The 23,775-nt window shown below is 46.2% G+C and carries 21 protein-coding genes; 8 read left to right on the top strand and 13 right to left on the bottom strand.

All coding sequences use genetic code 11. From position 1 onward, the window contains the following. The first annotated feature begins 145 nt into the window (after positions 1-145). From PQQ36_RS16265 to sodC, 3 genes are all read left to right on the top strand, one after another. Entirely contained in the window at positions 146-1,672 is a 1,527-nt protein-coding gene (locus PQQ36_RS16265; protein WP_273661813.1) for a catalase, read from the top strand. Between the two features lie 91 nt (positions 1,673-1,763). After that, a complete protein-coding gene (locus PQQ36_RS16260) occupies positions 1,764-2,237 on the top strand; it encodes an ankyrin repeat domain-containing protein (protein WP_011082331.1) in 474 nt (157 codons plus the stop codon). A 32-nt stretch (positions 2,238-2,269) separates the two neighbouring features. Next, positions 2,270-2,782, top strand: a complete 513-nt coding sequence (gene sodC, locus PQQ36_RS16255; RefSeq protein WP_273661810.1) for a superoxide dismutase [Cu-Zn] SodC — start codon at positions 2,270-2,272, stop codon at positions 2,780-2,782. A 172-nt stretch (positions 2,783-2,954) separates the two neighbouring features. On the opposite strand, the gene PQQ36_RS16250 is transcribed toward sodC, so the two are convergent. The 3 genes from PQQ36_RS16250 to PQQ36_RS16240 form a co-directional block, all read right to left on the bottom strand. Then, the gene (locus PQQ36_RS16250; RefSeq protein ID WP_011082329.1) at positions 2,955-3,356 is read right to left on the bottom strand and encodes a cytochrome b562; all 402 of its coding nucleotides are present in this window, start codon (positions 3,354-3,356) and stop codon (positions 2,955-2,957) included. An 85-nt stretch (positions 3,357-3,441) separates the two neighbouring features. Next, complete coding sequence (locus tag PQQ36_RS16245) at positions 3,442-4,191, bottom strand: phosphatase (RefSeq protein ID WP_273661808.1); 750 nt, start codon at positions 4,189-4,191, stop codon at positions 3,442-3,444. 82 nt (positions 4,192-4,273) lie between these two features. Further along, positions 4,274-4,714, bottom strand: a complete 441-nt coding sequence (locus PQQ36_RS16240; protein ID WP_011082327.1) for an SRPBCC family protein — start codon at positions 4,712-4,714, stop codon at positions 4,274-4,276. Between the two features lie 192 nt (positions 4,715-4,906). Here PQQ36_RS16240 and PQQ36_RS16235 point away from each other — a divergent pair, with 192 nt between their 5' ends. Further along, complete coding sequence (locus PQQ36_RS16235; protein ID WP_225484515.1) at positions 4,907-7,786, top strand: HD domain-containing phosphohydrolase; 2,880 nt, start codon at positions 4,907-4,909, stop codon at positions 7,784-7,786. 50 nt (positions 7,787-7,836) lie between these two features. Here the strand turns inward: PQQ36_RS16235 and PQQ36_RS16230 are convergent, their stop codons facing one another. Beyond that, the gene (locus PQQ36_RS16230) at positions 7,837-8,712 is read right to left on the bottom strand and encodes a DMT family transporter (protein WP_273661803.1); all 876 of its coding nucleotides are present in this window, start codon (positions 8,710-8,712) and stop codon (positions 7,837-7,839) included. Positions 8,713-8,802: 90 nt separating this feature from the next. Here PQQ36_RS16230 and PQQ36_RS16225 point away from each other — a divergent pair, with 90 nt between their 5' ends. Together PQQ36_RS16225 and PQQ36_RS16220 are read left to right on the top strand one after the other, a co-directional pair. Further along, positions 8,803-9,693, top strand: coding sequence for a LysR substrate-binding domain-containing protein (locus tag PQQ36_RS16225; protein ID WP_103194710.1), 891 nt, complete (start codon positions 8,803-8,805; stop codon positions 9,691-9,693). Positions 9,694-9,795: 102 nt separating this feature from the next. Beyond that, positions 9,796-10,116: a heavy metal-binding domain-containing protein gene (locus PQQ36_RS16220; protein ID WP_108679131.1), complete on the top strand. Its 321-nt coding sequence runs from the start codon at positions 9,796-9,798 to the stop codon at positions 10,114-10,116. A 249-nt stretch (positions 10,117-10,365) separates the two neighbouring features. Here PQQ36_RS16220 and PQQ36_RS16215 read toward each other — a convergent pair whose 3' ends face one another. The 9 genes from PQQ36_RS16215 to PQQ36_RS16175 form a co-directional block, all read right to left on the bottom strand. Further along, positions 10,366-11,565: a DUF3103 domain-containing protein gene (locus tag PQQ36_RS16215; RefSeq protein ID WP_273661799.1), complete on the bottom strand. Its 1,200-nt coding sequence runs from the start codon at positions 11,563-11,565 to the stop codon at positions 10,366-10,368. Between the two features lie 184 nt (positions 11,566-11,749). Further along, positions 11,750-13,669, bottom strand: a complete 1,920-nt coding sequence (locus tag PQQ36_RS16210; protein WP_225463441.1) for a diguanylate cyclase domain-containing protein — start codon at positions 13,667-13,669, stop codon at positions 11,750-11,752. Next, positions 13,666-14,205 carry a YfiR family protein gene (locus tag PQQ36_RS16205; protein WP_072610467.1) on the bottom strand — a complete coding sequence of 180 codons (540 nt, stop codon included), beginning with the start codon at positions 14,203-14,205 and terminating at the stop codon, positions 13,666-13,668. Before PQQ36_RS16205 ends, PQQ36_RS16210 begins: the two co-directional genes overlap by 4 nt. Then, on the bottom strand, positions 14,202-16,352 hold the full coding sequence (locus PQQ36_RS16200) for a TonB-dependent receptor plug domain-containing protein (protein ID WP_206636160.1): 2,151 nt from the start codon (positions 16,350-16,352) through the stop codon (positions 14,202-14,204). The genes PQQ36_RS16205 and PQQ36_RS16200 overlap by 4 nt, the downstream gene beginning before the upstream one ends. A gap of 282 nt (positions 16,353-16,634) precedes the next feature. Then, entirely contained in the window at positions 16,635-17,669 is a 1,035-nt protein-coding gene (locus tag PQQ36_RS16195; RefSeq protein ID WP_015727516.1) for an ABC transporter substrate-binding protein, read from the bottom strand. A 233-nt stretch (positions 17,670-17,902) separates the two neighbouring features. After that, positions 17,903-18,856 (bottom strand): lactate/malate family dehydrogenase, encoded by a 954-nt coding sequence (locus tag PQQ36_RS16190; protein ID WP_273661797.1) that lies wholly within the window; start codon positions 18,854-18,856, stop codon positions 17,903-17,905. A 161-nt stretch (positions 18,857-19,017) separates the two neighbouring features. Continuing rightward, positions 19,018-19,905, bottom strand: a complete 888-nt coding sequence (locus PQQ36_RS16185) for a DMT family transporter (RefSeq protein ID WP_038963686.1) — start codon at positions 19,903-19,905, stop codon at positions 19,018-19,020. Between the two features lie 248 nt (positions 19,906-20,153). After that, entirely contained in the window at positions 20,154-20,636 is a 483-nt protein-coding gene (locus PQQ36_RS16180; protein ID WP_273661855.1) for a L,D-transpeptidase family protein, read from the bottom strand. 73 nt (positions 20,637-20,709) lie between these two features. After that, positions 20,710-21,909: a sugar efflux transporter gene (locus tag PQQ36_RS16175; protein WP_273661794.1), complete on the bottom strand. Its 1,200-nt coding sequence runs from the start codon at positions 21,907-21,909 to the stop codon at positions 20,710-20,712. A 143-nt stretch (positions 21,910-22,052) separates the two neighbouring features. Between PQQ36_RS16175 and PQQ36_RS16170 the strand changes: the two genes are divergently transcribed. Beyond that, complete coding sequence (locus PQQ36_RS16170) at positions 22,053-22,940, top strand: AraC family transcriptional regulator (protein ID WP_130250621.1); 888 nt, start codon at positions 22,053-22,055, stop codon at positions 22,938-22,940. Positions 22,941-23,045: 105 nt separating this feature from the next. After that, on the top strand, positions 23,046-23,402 hold the full coding sequence (locus PQQ36_RS16165; protein ID WP_011082311.1) for a YibL family ribosome-associated protein: 357 nt from the start codon (positions 23,046-23,048) through the stop codon (positions 23,400-23,402). Positions 23,403-23,775: the final 373 nt, after the last annotated feature.

Below are 23,775 nucleotides of genomic sequence, written 5' to 3'. Positions count from 1 at the left end.
GTTTTTATCTATTAAATCTATCGATAATTCCCATTAAACAAATACGGTTTATAGGGATATATTTCCCTTGGGCAGAAAAGAGCTTTTGATAACCAACTTGGCATAAATAGACAAGTAAGTTGGTGCAACGCATTGGAGAGCAACCATGCATATGTCAAAAAGCTTTTTATTAATTTCGATGGGTTTGGCGAGTATTTCGGTACACGCTCAAACGCTTACTCGTGACAATGGTGCACCCGTTGGTGACAACCAGAATTCGATAACCGCAGGGGAAAACGGCAGCGTATTGCTGCAAGACGTTCACCTGATCCAAAAACTTCAGCGTTTTGCCAGAGAACGTATTCCTGAGCGCGTAGTGCATGCTCGCGGTACAGGTGCGCATGGTGAATTCGTCGCATCTGGTGATTTCAGTGATTTAACTCTTTCTTCTCCTTTTGCTCAATCAGGAAAAGTAACCCCAGTGTTTGTACGTTTTTCTACTGTGATTCATTCCAAAGGTTCACCAGAAACTCTGCGTGATCCGCGTGGATTTGCGACAAAATTTTATACCGACCAAGGCAACTGGGATCTTGTTGGCAACAACCTACCCGTCTTTTTTATTCGTGACTCGATCAAGTTCCCTGATATGGTGCATTCATTAAAACCGTCTCCGGTCACCAATCTTCAAGATCCGAATCGTTTTTTTGATTTTTTCAGTAGCCAACCAAGCGCAACCAATATGCTGACTTGGGTTTACACCAATTTAGGCACCCCAGCGAGCTACCGCACGATGGATGGCTTTGGTGTGCACGCGTACAAATGGATCAACCAAAAAGGCGAAGTGAACTACGTTAAGTTCCACTGGAAGAGCCAACAAGGTGTGAAGAGTTTACGCCCGGCGGAAGTGACCAAAGTGCAAGGGGAAGATTTCAATCACCTGACTAACGATCTCTATACGCAGATTAACGCGGGGAACTTTCCGAAGTGGGATCTTTACGTCAAAGTGCTTTCTCCAAAAGCGTTATCAAAACTCGATTACAACGGTCTAGACGCCACCAAGGTTTGGTTGGATGTGCCTGAGAAAAAGGTTGGCACCATGACGCTCAATCGTGTACCCGATAATTTCTTTTTAGAGACAGAACAATCTGCCTTTGCGCCATCCAATATTATTCCTGGTATTGAACCTTCGGAAGATCGTCTGCTTCAAGGCCGCTTGTTTGCTTATGCCGATACGCAGTTGTATCGCCTTGGTGCCAACTTGTTCCAGTTGCCCGTCAATAGCCCGAAAAGCCCAGTGGCCAATCACAACCAAGATGGCCCAAGCAACAACTCTACTGGTTTAGGAAATGTGGATAGCTTAGACGTGAATTACGAGCCGAGCCGTTTGGTTAATCTGACCGTGGATAAACAAGCGAGAGCAGTAGAAACGCCACTTTCTGGCCATGTTCAACAGCAGGCAATCCGCAATCCGCGAGATTTCTTCCAAGCCGGCGTGCTTTACCGCAACTTGAGCGAACAAGACAAGGCGGACTTAATTCACAACCTGTCTGGCGATTTAAACAAGGTAAACGATGCCGAAGTCAAAGCCATCATGGTGAGCTACTTCTACCGTGCAGACAAAGAGTATGGCACTCGTCTAGCCAAAGCGACTGACGTCAATTTAAAACAAGTCACTAAACTGGCGTCGATGTAAAAAGTTTTGGCCCATAGAAGAAAATTCTGCTCTTTTCTGCCCCGAAAAACAGGGCTTCTATGGGCCAAATTTGCTCAATGGAGAGATACCAATGAAGCGATTTACTCACATTATTTTGTTTTGCTCACTGACGATCTATTCCACCTTTGCGATTTCGAGCGAAACTGACACAGTTCAAGAAGATCTTTATCAATCCCTCATCGGTTTATTTTTTGATGCCACTAGAATAGGTAATGGCGAAGTCATCAATGAGTTTTTGGATGCCGGTTTTCCGATTAACCAACGGAATTACCAAAGCTATACCGCATTGATGGTCGCAGCCTATCAAGGCCAACGAGAGATTGTTCAACTGTTGTTGGCAAGAGGTGCCAATGCTTGTTTACAGGATAAGAGAGGCAATACCGCGCTGATGGGGGCGTTACTCAAACGTGAAATTGGTATTGCTAAGGATCTTTATCAAGCAGACTGCCCCAGCGATTTGCTCAACAAAGCGGGACTGGATTTGAAACAATTTGCCGAAATATACGGTCAATCTGAAGTGCTAAAATCGCTAGCGAAACAATAACCTATAACATCTATTTCCTCTGGAGGAAAATAATGAATAAACACACCTTACTTGCTGCCATTTTGCTTTATTCGACCTCTTCATTTGCGCAGAGTTTGAGCGTTGACATGAAGGACTTATCCAGCAATCAAACACTCGGCACCGTGACCATCAGTTCAAGTGACTACGGAACGGTGTTTACTCCTGATCTTAAGGGGCTACCTAGTGGCCTGCACGGTTTTCATCTCCACGCCAATGGAAGCTGTGAGAGCAGCAACAAAGACGGCAAAGTGGTATTAGGAGGGGCGGCTGGTGGGCATTATGATCCGCAAAATAGTGGCAAACACGGCTATCCATGGACAGAAGACAATCACCTTGGCGATCTACCAGCACTGTTTGTTGATGCATCAGGTAACGCGTCACAGCCAGTGCTTGCCCCTCGTGTTGCGTTAAAAGATGTCCAAGGCCGCGCTCTGATGATCCATGCTGGGGCTGACAATCACTCTGATCACCCAATGCCTCTGGGCGGCGGCGGTGCCAGAATTGTGTGTGGTGTGAGCAAATAACCCAGCCTTAGCCTCCCAACATGGCCCTTAGATTCTTCTAGGCTCAGGGAATCTTATGAGCCAAAACAACAAAGCCGCCTTTGAGTAGTCAGGCGGCTTTTATTGCTAAAACGGATTCATATTATGGTAAGCGTAGTGCTGACTTACTCAGTATCGAGATTGGCAGATCGGCTTAACCAAACAATTTGCCCCAAATGCTGGTTTTCTTCTTCTCGTGGTATTCTTTACGCAACTCATCCACTTCAACCAGAGCTTGCTTGGCAGCCTCAAGATTTCCCTGCTCAAGCTCACCATTCACTTTATCAAGCGCCACTGTCAGTTTGTTAAAACCTTCATGATACAAGTCGTTTTTCTCCGGTGCGTATTCGCCGGTTTTTGAGTTTTCCACCAGCGAGCGCAATTGGTTAACAGCCGCTTGCATAGACTCAATATCCTGAGCTTCCGCAGCTTGACGAAATTCCAACTTCATCTCTTTCATGTTGGCTTTTAAATCCACTTTGCTTTCTTGGTTGGCCAAGCCAGTAAAAGAGACCATCACCAATGCTGAGCCTAACAATACTTTACTTAACTTCATTACTTCTCCGAGTTTTGTTGTCTTTATTTTTCCGCAGCAAGTGTACTCTATGAAGTCTGAAAATAGGGTAAAGAAATTGTAAAGATCACTGACGTAATGACACCAACTCGTCGATAGGCCCTCTACCCCTTAACTCAAGAAAATCGAGAAATTGCGATGGGCTATGTGTAATCACACGATGTGAATCAATGCCGACAGAGTCCAGTAGCTCGCTAGCGAGATCCAACTTGCCAACATCCTGACAGAAATGAGCATCACTGCCCGTGGTAAAATAGACGCCAAGTGCTTTGCCTACGCGTGCAATCTCGTAGCAACGCTCGACACTGCCGACTCGGCTGTGCCCTTTCAGAGTGGAGTTATTGATCTCGATGGCCACGTTATGATCTTTGGCACAGTGCAGTACGGCATGGAAATCAAAGTCAAAATGAGGGTTACCTAAATGCCCTAAGGCATCGATTCGGCCACCTTGAATCACATTGAGCAATGCTTGGGTGTGCGCTTCTTTGTTGGACGGCGCAAATACTGGCTCGTGGAAACTGGCGATCGCCCAATCCAAGTTGGGGTCTACGCTGAGAGGGAGATCAATCTCGCCTTCGGTATTGAGAATATTGGCTTCCACGCCACGTAAAATCGCCACGCCTTCGAGGAAACGAGGCAATACACGCTGGTTGGCGAAAAACCAATAGTGAGGCGCGCCTGGCATGGATTCTGCGTGGTCGGTGGTACAAAACATGGCCAAGCCGTTTTCTTTTGCGCTACGTGCATTTTCAATCAGCGTGCTATAGGCGTGGCCACTCGCATAAGTATGACTGTGCGTGTCGATCTTCAGTTCCATTTCACTTCTCTAATTCACTTAATCGGATTGACATCAACATTGTACGACACTTCGTAGTTCAACGATCTGATGTGAAATAAGTTTACTCTTCACTCAGCGCTTTTATCAGGGGCAGCGCCTTTTCCCAACCATGATTGAACATGGAAACAAAATCGCTGTGCGTGGTGATCGTCACCATCAACAGCAGTTTGTCATCCTTGGGGCGCAGCTGATAACTTTCCGTCGAGCCAATCCATTTCATGGCAACATCGCTGTCTATGTCTTGAATATGCTCAGGGTTAAAGATGGCAACATGATGAAGTTCGATCCGCTGCTGCGGTTCAATGGCGTCAATCACCGCACGCGTGCCTCCCATGTCTGGGTCAAAGAACTTGATGTCTTCCCCTTCTTGCCAGACACCATCAAATTGTGAGTGAGGAGAAAACGCTGTCGCCCACTGTTTATACAATTCAAGATCCGTCAGCACTTGCCACACTTTCTCCGGTGTCGCGTCGATTTCAACATGATAATTCAATGTCAGCATACTCTAGCCTCCCTGCTTGTTTAGTTAACACGCTAGCCTATACAGGCTAAAAATCAACCAGTTATTTTTTGGCAAGCGGCATAATTTCGACAATACTTATCCAAAGTAGGCGCGATCTCTCGATTTCGCCCACAACACCGAGTGGTTGTTTGGTGACAAGGATTGAAACGAAGACGCGAACCTGGAGCGCTCATGAAGAAACAACGTTACCCGCTGAGTATTCATATCACGAGTCTGTTTTTAGTGCTGACAACGGTTGTTGGTATTGTTCTGATCACCATCAGCTACAACCACTCGCAGACCTTGTTGACTAAAAGTGCCGAAGGGCTGAGTAACGAGCACGCTCACAAATTGGAATCGGCATTTCAAACCTCTGTTGGTCCAATTTTAACCACGTTGGATTTTATGGCTGTGAGTGCTTTTCTTGATGAATACAACAATGAGAACAAGCTAAAACCGTGGTTAAGCGCTCTGGCCCATATTTTTGAAGAAAATCCCAATTTGGTCGCACTGTATCACGCATCTGAAAGCGGGACTTTCACCCAATATCGTATGCTTAATTCGCCCACCATACGCCAAAGTTTTTCCGCTCCAGCGAACGCGCTTTTCCTGATTAACAATACCCATGTGGATGGCACCAATGAGTTCATCTTTCTCGACAGCCAGTTTGAACGAATCGACTACAAAAAGACCAATGACAACACATTTGATCCTCGAGTGAGACCTTGGTTTATCAACGCCGAAATGGACGGCGAGATCAGACTGACAGAGCCATATTTTTTTTACTTTCTGAAAACCAACGGGGTGACGCTTTCTCGACGCTCGGTGAATGGGCAATATGTGGTGGGAGCCGACTTCACTTTGGCCACCTTATCAAACCAGCTTGAACAGCTCGCTTATTCAGATCGAACTCGCCTTGCCTTGCTCGATAAAGAGGGACGTTTACTGGCTCAGCACCAAGTTGGCATAGACATTCAAGCCGATGTCAGCGAACAGCAACAAGCGCTTAAAACCAGTATTTTTGCCTCGCTGCTTGCTAAAGTTGGCTACCCGACCACCCTATTTGAAACCGCCACCTTCAACGGCTTGGATTGGTCAATCACCATGACGCCGGTTTTTCTCACTGACAAAGTGCAGCTTTCACTGGCGGAAGCCTCACCCACCGATGAGATCTTGGCGGATCTACTCTCGATGCGTGACAAACAGGTGCTCACGGCGATTCTTCTTCTTGCCGTCTGTTTTTGTGTGGTGTGGCTAGTGGCCAATCGGCTTTCAAAGCCCCTGATCAATCTTGTGTATCTGACAGACAACATCGCACGCTTTAACTTTAAGAAAACACGCTACCCTCAGAGCATGATCAAAGAGGTCTCTAACCTCACCAGCTCCATCGAGTTGATGGAACACACGTTGCACGATTTATTGCGATTATTGCGTGATACCGCTGGTAACCAAGAGTTTGAAGTGTTAGCCAAAACCATTGCGCACCAAGCGTATTTGGTGACCAAGGCTGAAACCATCTTGCTCTACATTCAGTCGGAAGAAGAGAAAAAGCTGGTTTTGGCCGCCAATCACGCCATCATTCCATTCAAGGTCGACATCAATGATTTCGTCAATGAAACCCCTTGGTTGATGGCACAACTCAAGGAGGGCGATACCATCCACCTTGATCGCACCACCAATGCGTTAAAACGCCATCAGGACACGATTTTTAACTCAGATATTTTTCTTTTCCCACTCCTTAACCGTGAAAAACAATTGGTTGGCATTGTCACGGTAGGCTACGAGCGCCCACCCAGTGAAACACAGCTCGCCAAGCACGCATTCTTACGTGAGCTGCTCAGTTTTGCCGAAATCGCTAAAGACAATATTGACCAAATGCAACAACAAAAAGAGATGCTCAACGCCTTCATCGAGCTCATTGCCTCCGCGATCGATACCAAATCGCCCTACACTGGCGGGCATTGTCAACGCGTTCCACAGTTAGTGACTTGGCTGACGGAAGTGGTGGAGAAAGACAACAAATACTTCCCTAGCTTTAAGGTAAATGCCAAACAATGGGAAGAAATCAGACTCGCGGCATGGATGCACGACTGTGGCAAAGTCACCACACCAGAATACGTGGTGGATAAAGCAACAAAACTGGAAACCATTTACGATCGCATTCATGAAGTTCGTATGCGTTTTGAATTGCTCAAACTGCAAGGGGAAGTGGACTATTGGCGTGCACGCTGCCAAGGGGAAGATCCCGATGCGGCAAAAGCACACCTCACCATGCTCCATCGTCAGTTGGACGATGAATTTGCTTTTGTGGCACGCTGTAATGCGGGGGGTGAGTCAATGGCCGAAGCCGATATTGAAAAACTCAACACAATTGCCCAGCGCCAGTGGAAGCGAACGCTTGATGATCAACTGGGCGTTTCTTGGATTGAACAGCAACGGCACCGCAACAAACCTGAATTACCCGTGATGGAGCCATTGCTGGCAGATAAAGATGTACACAAAGTGCCATGGGAAGCAGGATTCCACCCAAGCCAACACTGGCAGCAAGCGTATGTACTCAAGCCGGGAGCGTACAAGTACGATCGTGGCGAACTGCATAACCTGACGGTTCGCTACGGCACGCTCACGGATGAAGAGCGCTTTATCATTAATGATCACATCATCCAGACGCAGATTATGCTTAATCGCCTACCTTACCCTGAGCATTTAAAAAACATCCCTGAAATCGCCGGGGGGCACCATGAGCGAATGGATGGTAAAGGCTACCCACTCGGTCTTCATGAGGAAGAGCTCTCCGTACCCGCACGTATTATGGCCATTGCGGACGTCTTTGAAGCGCTCACCTCAGCGGATCGCCCTTACAAGAAAGGCAAGACATTAGCAGAATCGCTGGAAATCATGACCAATATGGCAACATCAGGGCACATTGACCCTAAGATCTATCTCTTGTTCCTGATCCAAAAAGTGGACCAGAAATATGCCAGCGCATTTGTTAACCGCAGCCAGTTGTCTGAGATAGACCGAGAATCGCACATTGAGCGGGTGAAAAACTACATGCGCAACCAGTTCTGATATTACGCCTGCCTCTGTTTTAGAAACGGAGGACGCGACATGATCATCGGCTACAATACGTTGAGCATGGTGGCGAAAATGATCAATCCCAAACCGGTGATTTGCCAAAGAGAAAACGACTCATCAAAAAACAGCCATTGCCAAGCCGAGGTAAACAGTAAGTTGGTAAAAATCAATGGTGCTAACTGAGAGCCGCTGCTCGCTAACCGGTACGCTTTAGCTCTGTTCACTTGGGTATTGATGATCAAACAAGAAATCGTCAGCAAGGCGATAGCCACGGGCGCACTGAGCCAAGTTTGCAGCGTTGATGTTGCCTCTGGCGCTGCGATATCGACAAACGCTAAAACAGGCAGGAGCAACAAGGCGGCAAAACTGAATGTCCAGAAGTTAATCTCCTTGGGTGACAGCGCGCTCTTACTGGCTCGATAGAGCGTCAGTTGAGAGCCCGAGTTGAACACTCCCCCAGCTAAACCTGCCAGCAATTCGAGCCTCAATGAGAACTCCCCTTCTTTCCCTGCCAATAGTATTACGCCGGCAAATGTAGCCAACAACGCCGCTATCGTCAGTTTCGACACACTGGTTTTGAACAAGAAACGCTCAAGCAACGGCATAAACAATGGGCCTGTGGCAAAGAGCACCACGCTTTCCACCAAACTCAGATGTTGAAGCGACCAAAGGAAAAAGAGTTGGCAGAGGGCAATACACAGTGCGCGGCCGAGCAAGGGTTTCATTTCCGCCTTATTTGGCATTTTTATTTTAGTTATTCTTAACAGAGCCAATAGTAAAACGGCTGGCAAAGCAAAGCGCAGAAAGCTAAACCATTCGATAGGAACAATATCGACTAAATATTTGGAAATCAGACCTGTCACCGATAAACTCAATGTCGACAGGAGCATATATAAGATAGATTTGTCTAATGTGTGCATTTCACTACTCCTCATTACCCGCTCATTTTAGGCGGATATGCGGGGTGAAAATAGCGAGTAATACTGACCATATCTGTAAGGAAAAATAACATGAGAAAACAAGTGCCACTCAAATCTCTCTATGCTTTTGTCGCGGTGGCAGAAACGGGCAGTATGACCGAAGCGGCCAATCTGCTTCATGTTAGCCATTCTGCAATCAGCCAAGCGGTAAAATCACTAGAGATTCAAGTCAATCGGCCGCTGTTTGAAAGAGTGGGCCGACACGTTCGCTTAAACAATCATGGTAAGAAATATTACAAACAAGTCGCGCCAGCACTAGAGCAGATCGTTAAAGCAACCGAAGAGTTGGCGCAGTCCAATGACATAGGACGAATAACTCTCAACATGGTGAACTCCCTCGCTCTGCACTGGTGGATCCCACGTTTGGATGACTTACAACAATTTGCGCCAAACCTAGATGTTCGGCTCTCCAATTTGACGGGCATTTTTCATCTTGAGCAACAAGGGGTCGACGTAGCACTGGTCCATGGTAGCCCTGATGAATGGCAAGATTACTACTGTGAAAAACTCAGTGACGATGAACTGATCCTGGTTTGCAGCCCAGAGTTACTTGCTCATCAGCCTTCGGTGCCCGAGCTGCTGGCCCAATCGCGCATCATCACCGTAACGAATGAGCGGAGAAAAAACGATTGGGATATTTGGTGCCAAGCGCAGCAGTTCCCACTACCTAAAACCGATAAGCATTTGCAGTTTTTAGTTTCGGTTCAGGCGGTTCAAGCAACCATAAGACGATTGGGCGTGCTAGTGACCCATAAACTGTTCGTTAAAGATGACATTGATGCCGGACTGCTCACTCAAGTAGGCCCGAGTGTGGTGAATCCTGATCTCGCTTTCTATTGGGTGTGCCATCCTAGCAAACTCAAAAACGAAAGTGTTTTAACGCTGCGCAATTGGATCAGGAATGACTTCATACCAAAATGAGAAAAATTCCTGCTTGCCATGCATCAAGACGCAAGTTAGATTAAATCCATTCCCTCAGTGAATACTTTACATTGCATTTTTAACCAAAAGAGGGTGACAAATATGATCGTTACAACGACTCAACATATCGAAGGCAAAAAAATCATCGCTTACAAAGGCGTTATTGCAGGAGAAGCCATTTTGGGTGCGAACCTGTTTAAAGATCTCTTTGCCGGAATTCGAGACATGGTTGGTGGACGTTCTGGTACGTATGAACGCGAGTTGGAAAGAGCAAGAACGATTGCTTTTCAAGAGCTGGAACAAAAAGCTCGTGAGTTGGGTGCCAATGCGATCGTCGGTGTTGATATCGACTATGAAGTCTTGGGACAGAGCAATGGCATGCTGATGGTTTCAGCCAGTGGTACGGCCGTCTTTATAGAATAGAAATTCATAATAGCGCATCTAATGCGCTATTTTTATGCATAAGAACTAAGACTTTAGTTCAGGAAATATGAAATTATTATGAAAGCTTGTCTTAAAGTATTTACACCTAAAGGAAAAAGCTTTTAAATTGCATGCATATCCAATGTGATGCAGATTTACGACGCTTTCGCTTGCGCGTCTGGAATTGGCCGAGTTCAACTGAACTCGGCCTTTTTACTTTTTCTTACCTGAGATTTTCTTACTTAAGAACTACGGGCGCGTTGGATTAATCGTCAAAGGCTCCAACGTCACCACCGCATTGACCCCAGCACCTGGATGATCCACATATGACGTATCTTGCATGAGCGTGTAGTACACGTCGACAAAGTCGTCATCGTTGGTTAAAACGCCATCAGGGATCGCATCAATAATTTTATTGGTGATCTGCGGGATTATCGCGTATGCCTGAACTTCTGGATCAGGAATCGCTTTCAACACTTCTTCTGCAACCTGAACTAGTAACTTAGCTAGCTGTTTGTAGTCCGTGCCATCATCTTGTTCCATCAACACCATATCCGCGGCACCCCAGCGATAGCGGGACCAATGGATCACAATTTGATTGGGGTAATAATCTTTGTTGTCATAATCCAGATAAGGCATCTCCACAAGATCCAACGCTGGCTCATCTCGGCTCGGATTCACCCCCGTCACAATGGCATAGATCTCAGCTTTGCCTGAGATCCAAGGCTCTTGGTCGTCAGATAAGCGGATTTTCTTAAGCTGTGTGGTTTGGATTGGCGCGGTCGTTTCTGCAGAAAGGTTGTACTGCGGTGCCATGCGAGGGGCTGCATCGCGTCCTTTTTCCACCACATAAGGCTGAATCTGCGTTGGTTGCCCTAGGCGTTTCATCTCCGCCTGCATGGCTTGTAGGCCTGCTTTAAGCTCTTTTGTACTGTTGTTATCGACAACAATGACTGGCACATCAGGCATGTTGTAAACATCCAATTGGTGGATCTGGCCGTTGATATCAAATGCTTCAATGTACTGCCAAAGCTCATCATCACCACTGGGTTCAAAAGCAAACAGTGGTGAAACGTCCCCTTTCTGCCAAACCGCGAGCATCGCTTCATTGGCAAGGCGAACTTCAAGCAGCTCGTCGGTGTACTCACTCACGCCTTTCCATGTTCGAATTTGTTCATCGGCTTGAACGAAACGTCGGCTCATTTGCGCCTGTGGTTTCTGCTCAACCAAAGTGGAGATGGGAACATTGAGTTGCTGAGCGTTGATGTTTTGACGAAGCGTGGATTCAACCGAGCTGTAGTTTTCGCCCAGTTGCTTGGCAAGCTCACGTTTGGTATTGACGATATCTTCCGCTTTCTCATTAGAGATGTTGGTCACTTTTGTCTCTTCAGACTGGCAGCCAACAAGCGCTAAAGTACAGAGTGCGGACAGTATTATTTTCTTTTTCATCTGTTGTCCTTCTATGATTTGATTGGATACAAATAGAGCTATTGCTCCATTCATATCCAAAATACCACCGAACACCATTCATTCAATTCGCTTTTATAAAATTGTATAAACTCTGCCCACAGGATCAAATTTCACATAAGGAATTGATAAAGTAGATTTATCTAAATCAACATAATTTGTTAGCTTAAACAGTGAGTTCGTCTTGCAAACAGCAATATTGGTTTTTCCCAAGTCGCTTAGCAACATACATCGCTTCGTCTGCATGATGTATCCGCTCCTCAAGAGAAACGCCATCTTTGACTGCCCAATGGCTCACGCCAATACTCGCAGTGACATCACATAAGCATCCATCAATGCTGATTGGCTGTTGTAGCTGCTCTAAAATGCGTTCCACCACAGGCACGTAAGTATGCGCATCTCGAATACCAATTAAAAATTCATCGCCCGCGAGACGAGCCACCAAATCGCGATTAAACACGCTGTTCTTTAGCCGTTTTGCGACCACTCGCAACAGATCATCCCCAATAGCGTGACCAAACTGATCATTGACGGCTTTAAAACCGTCCAAATCCAAAAAGAGCAGATATTGATCTTTGCCTTGGTCATGCTCAGTTTGCAAAGATTGAAAGGCGTGGGAGCGATTGGCTAAACCCGTCAACGGATCGTGATTCGCCACATAATTTAAACGCTTAAGCTCTCTTTCCACTGATAGATCACTTAGCGTCACCACGAACGCTTCTACACGCCCGGAGGTGCTTTTGAGTACCCTGAGTTTCAGCTGACAAGGTAACAGACTGCCATCTTGACACTTCACTTCCATGGCTCGAATCAAACAACCGCTTTTCATCAATACTTTGAGTTCTGCTTGAGTAAACTGCAAAGAGTCATAACCGTGAATCTCTTCTAATCGGTGTACTTCGCCAAACCAACGCAGACTGGTGAGATTTTGTGTTTCAACCGAGAATGTACGTGAGAGTACCAAAATCGCGTCTTGGTTTTGTTCAAACATCAAGCTAATAAGCTTACGGCGCTGCTCAGCCAAATAGGCTTCTGAGATATCTTCGAACTGAACCAATGTCTCTTTGCCTTCCGACATTGGGTGACAGGTGACTCGGTATCTTCGCTCCCCATCACGAGCACGCAGTTCCACCGCTTTGCCTTTGCAACCATTGACGATGGAGTGCATTAACGCATCCACCGCCATTTTAGGCTCATAATAAGCCTCAAGTCGCTGCGCGATGTTTTCTCCTTCGCGTTCAATCTTCAGCTCTTTTTGCGCCGCCGGATTGAAATAGCTGATGGTTTTGTTTTCAGACACAACCAATACCCCTCGGCGCATGGCACCCAGCGCTCGTTGGATATAGCGGTTGCGCGCTTCCAAGTCATTGAGCACGTTTTGCAGATCGCTTTCTCGATCTCGCAGACTGATCACCATCTCGTTAAAGCAGCGGGTTAGCTTGCCCAGTTCATCATCGTGGTAAATCGGCAGCTCTTTTTTCAACACGCCAAAACGTGACATCTGCTCCATAGAGCGATGCAATGAGGTCAGTGGCATGACAAAGACATTGTGCAGCACACGAGCAAACCACCACACCATAAATGATAAGGTCACGGCGATCACCCCAAGCGTGAGCCACATTCTGCGTTTTCGTTCAAAGTAGGCTTCCAATGAGACCCACACTTCCAATTCACCCAGCACTTCACTGCCCAAGACGACCTCTTGACTTAAGCTCATGATCTCTTGGTTGCGGCACAGCACATTGAGGTCATCCCAGTAACAGTCTTGTGGTAGACGATGGATCGCGGCCTTGGTCAGCAAATCGGTACTTTTGACTTGTGCCGCGATGATGTCGGGGTCAAAGGTCAAAATGTTCAGCTGCTCTTTTGCCGTTGCTGCGTCGGCGAAAGTCAACGCCGCTTGTAAAGTGCTGGCCACCCCTTGTGAAAGGATCTTAATGCGCCCATGCAAGCCTTCGTAGTGAGACAAGGAGATCACTTTGATGGCCGCCCCACCGACGCAGACAAATATCACGGTAAACAGCAACCATGTCGGCAGCGTCATCTTGTAGCGCAGCGGTAAACGGGCAAAGCGTTTGGTCATCATTGAGTGGGCTCCTCATGCAACTGAGCAATACTCAACAATTGGGCTCTCAAGCGAATCTGGCTTGGTTCAACATGCTTACGAGAGATCAATGGCAAAATGCGATTATTCACTTTAATAAAGGCGATCATCCCCCCGAGGCGAACAAACTTCTCACCATTTCCCACCAGCAGAGCGTGAGGGTAGCGCAGCTGGAGTGTCGGCAGTGCCGTCTGAGGATTGGATTCGACAAACACCAAATGGCAGGACTCTTGCGGGTCCACCTCCTCTAAGTATGAGAAAGTGGCCGCCTCAGGCTGAGTTTCCACTATGGCTTTTAAGCGTTCGGCGATGACGCTATTAAATTCACCACAATAGCGTGTCTTCTGCTGCGCTAAAGGCGTCGATTGCCAATCGGCCAGCGAGGCAAAACGATACAAATACACCGCTTTCAAATCTTCATCGCTGTATTTAGGCCAAGCGGGGGCAGCAAGACAATACACCCCCCAAAAAAGTGCGACTCGACAAAGCAATTTCGCGCTTAGCCTACTCTGCCTCATAGGGCACTACCCTGCTCCATGGAAGGAGACCAAGCTAGCGTCAGCCAGTACTGCACCCCATTTTGATAGGGGGAAAACGCTTGTGGAAACTCTGTACTTTGGTCTGCTCCAAGGTTTTCCACCACAGCAGTCAACCTCGGATACGCCTTGCTGTGCTGCCAGCTCAATGCAATATCCACACTGAATACTTCCGGCCATTGGTAACGCTCATCGGAGGTATAGTCCGAGTGCATTTGTGACTCTGAAATGTATTGAAGTGTGCTGCTCGCCCACCATTGCGGAGTGATGTCCCACATGAGCTGAGCGTTGACAAAATGGTTAGGTTGGTTCTCTAACTCACGTTTCACGGCTTGGTTTGAACCACAAATCGCCCCTTCACAATGACCAATAATGCGCTTGTAGCTGTAATTCATGTTGAGTTGCACAGCATCAATCGGTGCCCACTTGAAGGCTAATTCGCCTCCGACGGTTTCTGACCAAAGGGGATCCACCAACTGTGAAACATACTGCTCGATCACGGTTCCGACCGTGCCAGGTGAGGAGTTTCCAGGCAACACAATTTGACTCGAAGCAACACCCGCATACGCTCGAATATTGTGGTGCTTACTGTAATAAGTGCCTGCGCTGAACTGCCACACTTCATCGGACCAAATTCGATAGCCCAGTTCGTAAGTTTCCACGTTTTCTACACGTAAATCTTCACTTCCTTGATAAATGAAGGAATAGAAATAGTCGTATCGATTGCCGTCACTAAATAGTGCACCTTCAATGTAATTGTTACTTTGCAGCGCAGTGGTCAACTCAAGGCGAGATGGCGTGACAATCGCCTTGCCCCAACCTGCCCATATGCGCTGATTGTCAGCAAGTTCATAGCTGGCGCGCACCTGCGGTTGCGCATCTACCTCTTTGGTCAGGTTATTGTATTGCCAGCGACTGCCTAAAATGAGATCGGTTTTCTCCGTCACTTCTAGATTCCAATTGACATACACACCATAGCTTTGGCTGAAAAAATCTGCTTGTTGAGCAATACGCAAGTAAGGCATGGAGAAATGTTCTTGCGGCGAATAGGTACCAAATTCTTCGTCGATGAGGCGGACATTTCCCCCAATCGTCAATTGGCTACCAAACCAATCTTGCACCACAATATGAGAATCGAGGTCGAGACGAGTGAATCGGGCATTTCTATCCGTACTGTCGTTCGCGCTGTATGTTAGCCACGCTTCGTTATGCCAGCGATTCCCTGAATGGTGGTCATAGATATGTTGCACGCCAGCAAAGTACTCTTCCATCGTCATTTTGGTGTCGTAGAAATCAATATCGGCTCTGTCTGGGAAGAGAAAATAGGGATTAAGCGTTCCCCACTGGTAATCTTCTTTTGAACGAATCCCACCCACTTGTGCACTAATCGTGTTAGCCAAATATTGGTAATCCAAACGTGCACCAAAACGCTCGGTATACACCGCATAATCTTGGTGCGGTTGCACGCGAGCTTCTTCGCTGGTCCAAGGTTTGTGTTCGACAAATTCCAGATAACCACTGACATAAGCATATTCACCAAGCGGTGCAGCATGCCGCATTTGATACTCTTGATAGTCGAAGTTACCCACTTGCGCGGTCAGTGTCGCCTTGTCAGCCTCTTCTGGATCTTTGGTAATGATGTTCACCACACCAGTCACCGCATTGCCACCCCATATGGTACCTACTGGACCAAGGACGATCTCAATTTGCGCGATATTGGCTAAACTGACGGGGATAAGATCCCAGTCAACACCCGAAAACATCGGGTTAAACACACTGCGTCCATCAACCATCACCAATAGGGTATTGCTTAATGGCTGATTACTCCCACGTGCGGTAATACCCCAATCATAATTAGAAAATTTAGCCACATGCAGTCCTGGCGCCAACGCAAGCACATCGGCCACCGAGCGAGCACCTGAGCGGTTAATTTCTTTAGCGGTGATGACGTAAACCGAGGCAGGGGTATCAGCCAAGCTTTGTGATGTTTTGGTTGCGGATACCACTTTTGTTTCAGCCAAAGAAGACAGTGGCATATCTAATAAGCTGAGAAGATCCTCACTTGCCACACTGGATGGCAAGATAAGAATGGATGGCAATAAAACGGAATAGAACGGTATTGAACGCATGCTGTCTGCTACTTGTGGCGACGACGAATCGAGCTAAACACTCATTGTGTCACTTTATCAAAATAATCAGAACAATGTACCAATAAAGAGGTACACAAACATCAAGACACAGCTCATATTTCTGTTTTTGTGAGCCACTAAGACAAAACTTACATCGCCAACGAAAAGCTTCAATAAGCCATTTATATCAATTAGTTAAATGCATTTATTGTGATTATTGAAATGGAATTTTTCGGGAAAATAAAAAAGGAGCGCATTGCGCTCCTTAGGTATAAAACGTGCTTATTGTGTTCTTAAACGCTGCCAGTATTTCTCATAAATGGCGAGCGCTTCTGGACCCACATCATTAATAAACTCCCCTTTCTTCACATCAGCATCCGCTGGGAAAATCGTTGGGTTGTTTTTTAGCTCATCAGGCAACAGCGCTCTGCCCGCGTTTGTAGCCGACGCATAGCCTAAGCTGTTAACGATTTCTGCTTGATGCTCAGGCTGGTACATAAAGTTGATGAACTTATGTGCGAGCTCTTTGTGCTTGCTGCCTGACGGAATCGTGAAGTTATCCATCCACATAACCGCACCTTCTTCAGGCATGACAAACTTAAGCTCTGGCATTTCAACTTGACCTTGGTAAGCATTGCCATTCCATTGCATACCAACCGACGTTTCTCCAGAGACGTAAGGCACTTGAGGTGCGTCTGAGTTATAAAGCAGGACATTGTTCTTTAGCGCAACCAAGGACTCGTAGGCTTTTTTGATCTCATCTTCGTTTTTCGTATTGATGCTGTAGCCATTTAGCTTTAGTGCCATACCAAATACGTCACGGATATCGTCAATGAGCATAACTTGTTGTGCGTATTTCTTGTCCCACAGATCAGCCCAACGTGTCACTGGGGCATCAACCATGCTTTCGTTGTAACTGATGCCCGTAATACCCCAAATGTAAGGCAACGAGTAATCGTTGTTTGGATCGTGGGCTTGGCCTAATAGGCCATCCATGGTGTCTTGCATGTTTGGAATTTTGCTATGATCTAGCTTCGTCAGTAGCCCTTCACGTCCCATTTTTTCAATGAAATAGGCCGAAGCGAAAACCACGTCGTAACCCGTCCCTTTCAGCAACTTAAGCTTAGTGTACATCGATTCATTATTTTCAAAAGTTGAATAATTAATCGTGACACCTTCTTGTTTTTCGAAAGCCTTTAATGACGCTTCAGGTAAGTAACTTCCCCAAGCATAAACGTTTAGCACTTCATTCTCTGCCTGAGAAAGAGAGCTAAATGAGAGCGCGCTCAGAACCAATCCTTTGATGAACATTTTCATAGTTTGCAATCCAAACAGTACCAGCACCATGCTGGGGGTCACGCGCATAATTAGGCAATTGTTAATGATTTGAAAGAAAAATAAATTTGTCGTTACGAGTCAACAGATTTGTCGTTTTATTCATCACGCGCTGGTGGGTTGCCAGAGTCTTCGAGGGGGCTTTTTTTGAGATTAATTCATGAGTTATAAACAAAAATCGCCTGTATAAATCAGGCGATTTTGCATAGGTTGCTTTACGCTTTTAACCCTGTTACTTGGGCCACTTCATTCACAACGGCGGTAACATTCTCCGCAATCCGCGCCAACGTTGAGAGCTCTTCGTCGCTAAAAGGGTGCATCAAGACTTTTTCTGCACCTTGCTTACCCACCACCGTTGGTAAGCTCATGAGCACATTGTCGAGCCCATATTGCCCGGACAACATGGTTCCAACAGGCAAAACGGATTTCTCGTTGATCATAATGGCTTGGATGATACGAAACACGCTGGCAGAGATGCCATGAGTGGTGTTGTGCTTTCGCTTGAAAATCTCATAACCCGCTTGTTTGACTGACTCCAGTAACTCATCAGCATCAATACGCTTGATATGATTGGTATCGCAGTAATAATCGGCAGGTTGTCCAGCAATAGAAATCAAACTTTTCGGTGTGAAACAGTGACTACCATGTTCCCCCAATACGTAACCGAAGACATTTTTGGGATCAAGTTGCACACGGTTAGCAACGATGGTCATCAGACGTGCGGTATCAATCACACAACCACTACTGATCACCTTGTTTGGTTTAAAGGTCGTGTTACTAACGATAAAATGACTCACCAAATCACATGGGTTCGAAACAACGATTAAGATGGCGTTAGGTGCAACTCGCTCCACTTGACGTGCAATATCAACCCCAATTTTGGCGTTAATTTCTGCAATATCAATTCGAGTTTGTCCTTGTTTGATCTGTGCGCCTGCGGTGATCACCACAATGTCGGCCGCGAGTAGATCGAGATAATCTTTGGTGGGAATAATATGGGTGTTTTTCGAAAAGGTCAGCGCCGCTGTATGGCGAAAATCAAACACTTCCCCTTCCGCCCGCTCTAAGTTCTGGTCCAATAGCACCAACTCACTGACGCTTCCCATCATGAGAAGGTAGTTACAAATGCCCACGCCCACTGATCCAGCGCCAATTACCCCTATTTTCATCATTCATTCCCTGACATAGTACAACTTAGATCACAATTTTATGCTGATTACGCCAACCACTTCCATTTTATTTGGCCAATAAGACATAATTAAGTTGAAACGTCTAACCACTCTTCCCTTCACGATATATGAGTCGATAAGTTGGCGATTTTTCACGCTCTCTATACGGATTTTCGACTCTTCACTAACAAGCTTAGCTTACCGTCTGTCCGATACAAAATCAGTGAGAATAAGATCAGACCGCAGCCAACAAGCTTGTTGGTCGAAAGAGATTCGCTGTACCACAGCACACTCAGTATCACAGTCCAAACCGGTTCGAGGATCATGATAAGCGCCGCATTGCCAGGATTGATCTGCTTTTGCGCCATTGTCTGCATCACGTATCGCAATGCAGTAGCGAGAATGGTACTCGCCGCAAACCAAGCCCAGATCGTTGGCTCTATATGAGTTGGCACGCTTTCGAAGAGCAAACTGGCCGACAAACCAATCACCCCCGTCACAAACAGTTGAATACAGGTTAAAACCAAGATGGGGAGTGTTTGCGAATATTTGCTGTTGATATTGAAGTGCAAAGCCAAAACAACCGCATTAAACAGAAACCACAACTGACTGACCGAACTCTGCCAACCATCCGCCAAAGAGAGGAAAGCCAACCCCGACGCGGCAATCGGCAAAGAGACCCAGAAAATGCGTTTGGGTCTTTGCTTAAACAGCACCCAAGCAACAAAGGGCACCATCAACATGGAGAGGCTGAGGATAAATGCCCCTTCCCCCAAGGTGTCGCTGATGGAAATCGCATGAATCCAACTCATCAGGGCCGTGGCTAAGAGTAATCCCACTAACGCTGCGGAGCGAACATCCCCCCAACTGGCTTTAAACAGAGAACGGTAGCAAAAGGGGAGTAAGCAGAGTGAGGCGATTAAAAAGCGCAGACCGACAAAACCAAATGGCGGCAGCCCTTGTATGGTCTCTTTAGAAAAAATCCACCCAAAGGCAGAAAGGATTGTTGCAAGAATTAAAATGCTGGCAGCTTTACGTTCAGAATTCAAAAGTTTTACTCTTTTACTTGTTCGAAGATGAATCTCTTCGTTGGTTATTATTTCCCGACATAAGCAGGATATTTATTGAGCAAAAACATAATGCCAAAACGCAACCGATATCGCGACACGGTGGGCGAGTAAATTCTCACTCAGTGAGAATTACTTAACCATTAATTAAAAAGAAAACGAACTGTTGTCGATGGATTGAAAAGATCACACAAGAAACATTTGCAACCCGAATAACAGAAAGAGATGGATTACCACTCGATATGAATAGGGGTACCCATCTTAACTAAGCGGATAAACTCATCCATCTCTTGGTTGGTGAGTGCAATACACCCGTTCGTCCAATCAAAGCTTTGCACAAATCGCGGATCTCGCTGTTCACCATCACGCAGGCCATGCACCTTGATATCACCACCAGGAGAGAGCCCTTTTTCCTTTGCCAGTAAGCTGTCTATCGGATTCGGGTAACTGATGTGTACAGAGCGATAAAAGGAAGACTCTTCTGTCACATAGTCCAACGTGTAAATCCCTTCAGGGGTACGTTGATCCCCTTCTTGAACCTTATGCCCTTTTGGTTGTTTGCCCAATGCGATTCGATATTCACGTATGACTTCCTCACCCGACATGAGGTAAAGTCGCCGTTTTGATTTATCCACTTTCACCCAATCAACTTGCTCGTTTGCAAAGCAAACTGAGCCAGTGCTGAGTATCAATAGCATCAACAGTAATCGCATCATTCACCGTTTAAGAAAAGCGTTTCCCACACTATACCGGACGAGCAAAATAACAGACAGCTCTCTCCTAGGGCTAATTTGAGTTTGGCACAAGCGCTGTAGAAGCGGCGAGCTTAGTTTGGCAGCAGATCAGTAAAATCAGTGCTAAAGAAACGCCAAATAAGCTTACGTAAAAACTGCTGTAGTAGTTAAATAGCTCGCCAACAACGCCAACCGACAAGCTCGAAACCAGCATGCTAAGCTGTAACATATTGGAAAACAGAGTGGAAGCGGTGCCCAATTTGTCTTTCATCATATCCTGCATGACAACCATCCCCAGCGTTGCACAGGTCCCGATAAAAATGCCATTCAGTATTTGAGCAACAATAAGGTGCGTGTAGTTGGTCGCCAATAACATCACGCTGTAGAAAAGCACTCCTGAAGCAATGCCGACTTTCATTATGGTCAATGCACTCCATCTCCTGGCCAACTTCCCAGCCCACAACATCACTGGAATCTCGCACAGCGCAGCCACTCCAAACAACACGCCAAGCCAGTTTGCATCGACTTTCAATTCTTGAGACAAGTACAACGGCATCGAAACGATGTAGAGATTGTTTGCAGCAAACGCGAGCACGATAATGAGGCAATAAATAGACACCAACGGATTCACTGAAGATACCCAGCCCCCATTCGTCCTACTAGGCTCTTTTTCTACACGGAGGTTACGTTCGACATTAGGGATACCAAGAAATATCACTAAAATTGACATAGCAATAATGGTGGCTGCGACAGTAAATGACGCTTCAAAGCCATAAGCCGCTTTGAGCAAAAAAGCCAACGGAGGACCAAATACCCAAGCGATCGCTATTCCCGCTCGCATAGTGGAAACAAAGCTCGCGCTGTCGGTCACATACTTGTCGCCATACTCTCGTCCCAGAGCAAAAAGTTGCCCAAATGCCGCACCACTGATGCTGCCTAATAAAGAAACCACGACAATCGCAATCCAGTACTCACGGATAAAAATAAAGCTAAATACGGTCACAAGCTGACAACTGACCGAAATCAACAAGATCGTCTTGCGTTGCCAGCCTCTGTCTGATTTGCCTGCGATCATTTGCGAAACCGACACAGAGCTTATTACCGCAACCACCATATAAAGACTCAGCATCATCGGTGAGGCATTCAACTGTTCAACCAAAAACAAGCTGGTGAGTGGATAAAAGAACGCGCCACACAAGCCGATAATGGTGGCGGTAATCACAAATAAAATGGCGGTACGATCTTGCAACATACTCATTTCCGACTGACTTCATAAATGCTGAATATGTCGGCTAGTTTATTCTCATGAACCCGCGTAAAGTGGTGCCATTCCTTCGTTAACTAATATCATTCCGTCACTTTTCATTAATTAGGTGACCGAAATAGCCTAGCAACATGAAGCCTTTCGTCGAAAACGTACTGCTTGAAGAGAGTTTTAATTGGTTAGTAAAAAGGTATCACTGTGAGGTTCCCTTAGAAGAGTTCGCATGCCCATGGCATTACCACACCGAATATGAACTGGTTTTCTACCTCGACTCAGATGGCATCTTTGAAGGGAAATATTTTGCGGGTGGTGCCATAGGAACCACATCTCACAATACCTTACTGCTCTATGGGCCAGGACTGCCTCATATGGTTGCAGGCCAGTCGACCAGTCACGTAGCCAAACCCCTAGACACCGTGATCATATGGTTCAGTCATCAGTGGATACTGGATATTGTGAGTACGATTCCAGACGCACAAAGCATTGTCGCTCTTTTAGAGGAATCAAAGTACGGCTTACTCTTCTCTCCAAACATCGTCAACGAGCTATCAGCACGCCTAATCGGATTAGAGCAGAAGCCGAGAAAGTACCAAGCTCTTGATATCATTCATATCCTAATGTGCCTATCAGACGACAAGGCAGCGCAGAGAGTCTCTTATACGCCTTATCAGCTAAAAGCGGTGAATGAACAAGGTGCAACCAATAAAAGGCTGCAACTCGCCAGAGCATTCATCGAAAGCCATTACTCCAAAAACATTCGAATGGACGATTTTTGCCATGCTTTACATCTTAGTGAAAGCTCTGCCTATCGCCTCTTTGCTAAACACTATGGCTGCAGTTTCTCGGAGCATTTGAAGCAATATCGAATCGGCAAAGCGTGCGAAAAACTCACCCGGACGGACCTACCCATCCAATTAATTGCGGAACAAACTGGTTTTCAGAATCTCTCTAATTTTAACCGTCACTTTAAAGCCTTGAAACAGATGACACCGAAACAATTCAGGACGCAGTTTCGCTGATGTTCGTTACCTACGCTTAAGCACTTGTTAACCGCACTCTCTTTATAGCGAGTCTTTTTATCAATGTGATATACTTCACGACCATTTATCACAGAGAACACACCCATGAGCTTAAAAACTGATATTCAACAGCTGCACAACCGTCTTGATGCTTGCCAGCGTAAACTAGACGCAGCCCGTTCTCGTGGCGATCATGAAATGATCAGCAAATTTACCGATGAAGTGGACCAAGTTAGCAAGAAACTCTCTCAACTCAAGCACAAGCAAAGCTACGAGCGTAACAAAGAGCGCAAGAGTATTCTCGACTTACCTTTCTCTCGTGAGATCACCAAAGCAGAACAAGCCGATATCGGTAAACTGAAAAAAAGCGTCAAAGGACTAGTGATCGTCCATCCAATGACCAAAATGGGTAAAGAACTGCGTTTGGAAGTCATGACTGGCTTTGCACCTAAACCATTTTAAGTTGCTCTACATATATGACTGTAGATAAGGCCTGAGATAACTCTCAGGCTTTTTATTTGTCTGCTAGTTTGCCTGTGCCTATAACGCCACTTACCCATCTCGATAGCCTAAAATTTAGAGCTTAGAGTGTCATCATGCTAAGTACGCTTAACACAGGCTCAGGGATTATGTGAAGTTGCGATGATCTGTCTTCAATGTGACATTTACTTCAGGACTAGACACAAAGTCATTTCAAGCCAACATCCAAACGTCAGAAATGACGAAAGCCTGCAAATTACTTTGCAGGCTTTCTATGTAGTGGCGGAGAGATAGGGATTTGAACCCTAGGTACGCTATTAACGTACGCCGGTTTTCAAGACCGGTGCTTTCAACC

This window comes from Vibrio sp. CCUG 15886, from assembly GCF_028570825.1.
In the GTDB taxonomy this organism is placed as follows: Bacteria; Pseudomonadota; Gammaproteobacteria; order Enterobacterales; family Vibrionaceae; genus Vibrio; species Vibrio vulnificus_B.
Note: the sequence above shows the minus strand (reverse complement) of the source record. Positions and strands in the feature narration are given on the sequence as shown.

What these genes read in the sequence shown, in the direction of transcription:
- PQQ36_RS16205 (WP_072610467.1), bottom strand. Translation starts at nt 14,205, where the DNA reads ATGAGGCAGAGTAGGCTAAGCGCGAAATTGCTTTGTCGAGTCGCACTT.
- PQQ36_RS16225 (WP_103194710.1), top strand. Translation starts at nt 8,803, where the DNA reads ATGAGAAAACAAGTGCCACTCAAATCTCTCTATGCTTTTGTCGCGGTG.
- PQQ36_RS16265 (WP_273661813.1), top strand. Translation starts at nt 146, where the DNA reads ATGCATATGTCAAAAAGCTTTTTATTAATTTCGATGGGTTTGGCGAGT.
- PQQ36_RS16165 (WP_011082311.1), top strand. Translation starts at nt 23,046, where the DNA reads ATGAGCTTAAAAACTGATATTCAACAGCTGCACAACCGTCTTGATGCT.
- PQQ36_RS16250 (WP_011082329.1), bottom strand. Translation starts at nt 3,356, where the DNA reads ATGAAGTTAAGTAAAGTATTGTTAGGCTCAGCATTGGTGATGGTCTCT.
- PQQ36_RS16235 (WP_225484515.1), top strand. Translation starts at nt 4,907, where the DNA reads ATGAAGAAACAACGTTACCCGCTGAGTATTCATATCACGAGTCTGTTT.
- PQQ36_RS16260 (WP_011082331.1), top strand. Translation starts at nt 1,764, where the DNA reads ATGAAGCGATTTACTCACATTATTTTGTTTTGCTCACTGACGATCTAT.
- PQQ36_RS16220 (WP_108679131.1), top strand. Translation starts at nt 9,796, where the DNA reads ATGATCGTTACAACGACTCAACATATCGAAGGCAAAAAAATCATCGCT.
- PQQ36_RS16230 (WP_273661803.1), bottom strand. Translation starts at nt 8,712, where the DNA reads ATGCACACATTAGACAAATCTATCTTATATATGCTCCTGTCGACATTG.
- PQQ36_RS16175 (WP_273661794.1), bottom strand. Translation starts at nt 21,909, where the DNA reads ATGTTGCAAGATCGTACCGCCATTTTATTTGTGATTACCGCCACCATT.
- PQQ36_RS16210 (WP_225463441.1), bottom strand. Translation starts at nt 13,669, where the DNA reads ATGATGACCAAACGCTTTGCCCGTTTACCGCTGCGCTACAAGATGACG.
- PQQ36_RS16245 (WP_273661808.1), bottom strand. Translation starts at nt 4,191, where the DNA reads ATGGAACTGAAGATCGACACGCACAGTCATACTTATGCGAGTGGCCAC.
- PQQ36_RS16240 (WP_011082327.1), bottom strand. Translation starts at nt 4,714, where the DNA reads ATGCTGACATTGAATTATCATGTTGAAATCGACGCGACACCGGAGAAA.
- PQQ36_RS16195 (WP_015727516.1), bottom strand. Translation starts at nt 17,669, where the DNA reads ATGAAAATGTTCATCAAAGGATTGGTTCTGAGCGCGCTCTCATTTAGC.
- PQQ36_RS16215 (WP_273661799.1), bottom strand. Translation starts at nt 11,565, where the DNA reads ATGAAAAAGAAAATAATACTGTCCGCACTCTGTACTTTAGCGCTTGTT.
- PQQ36_RS16200 (WP_206636160.1), bottom strand. Translation starts at nt 16,352, where the DNA reads ATGCGTTCAATACCGTTCTATTCCGTTTTATTGCCATCCATTCTTATC.
- PQQ36_RS16180 (WP_273661855.1), bottom strand. Translation starts at nt 20,636, where the DNA reads ATGCGATTACTGTTGATGCTATTGATACTCAGCACTGGCTCAGTTTGC.
- sodC (WP_273661810.1), top strand. Translation starts at nt 2,270, where the DNA reads ATGAATAAACACACCTTACTTGCTGCCATTTTGCTTTATTCGACCTCT.
- PQQ36_RS16170 (WP_130250621.1), top strand. Translation starts at nt 22,053, where the DNA reads ATGAAGCCTTTCGTCGAAAACGTACTGCTTGAAGAGAGTTTTAATTGG.
- PQQ36_RS16190 (WP_273661797.1), bottom strand. Translation starts at nt 18,856, where the DNA reads ATGAAAATAGGGGTAATTGGCGCTGGATCAGTGGGCGTGGGCATTTGT.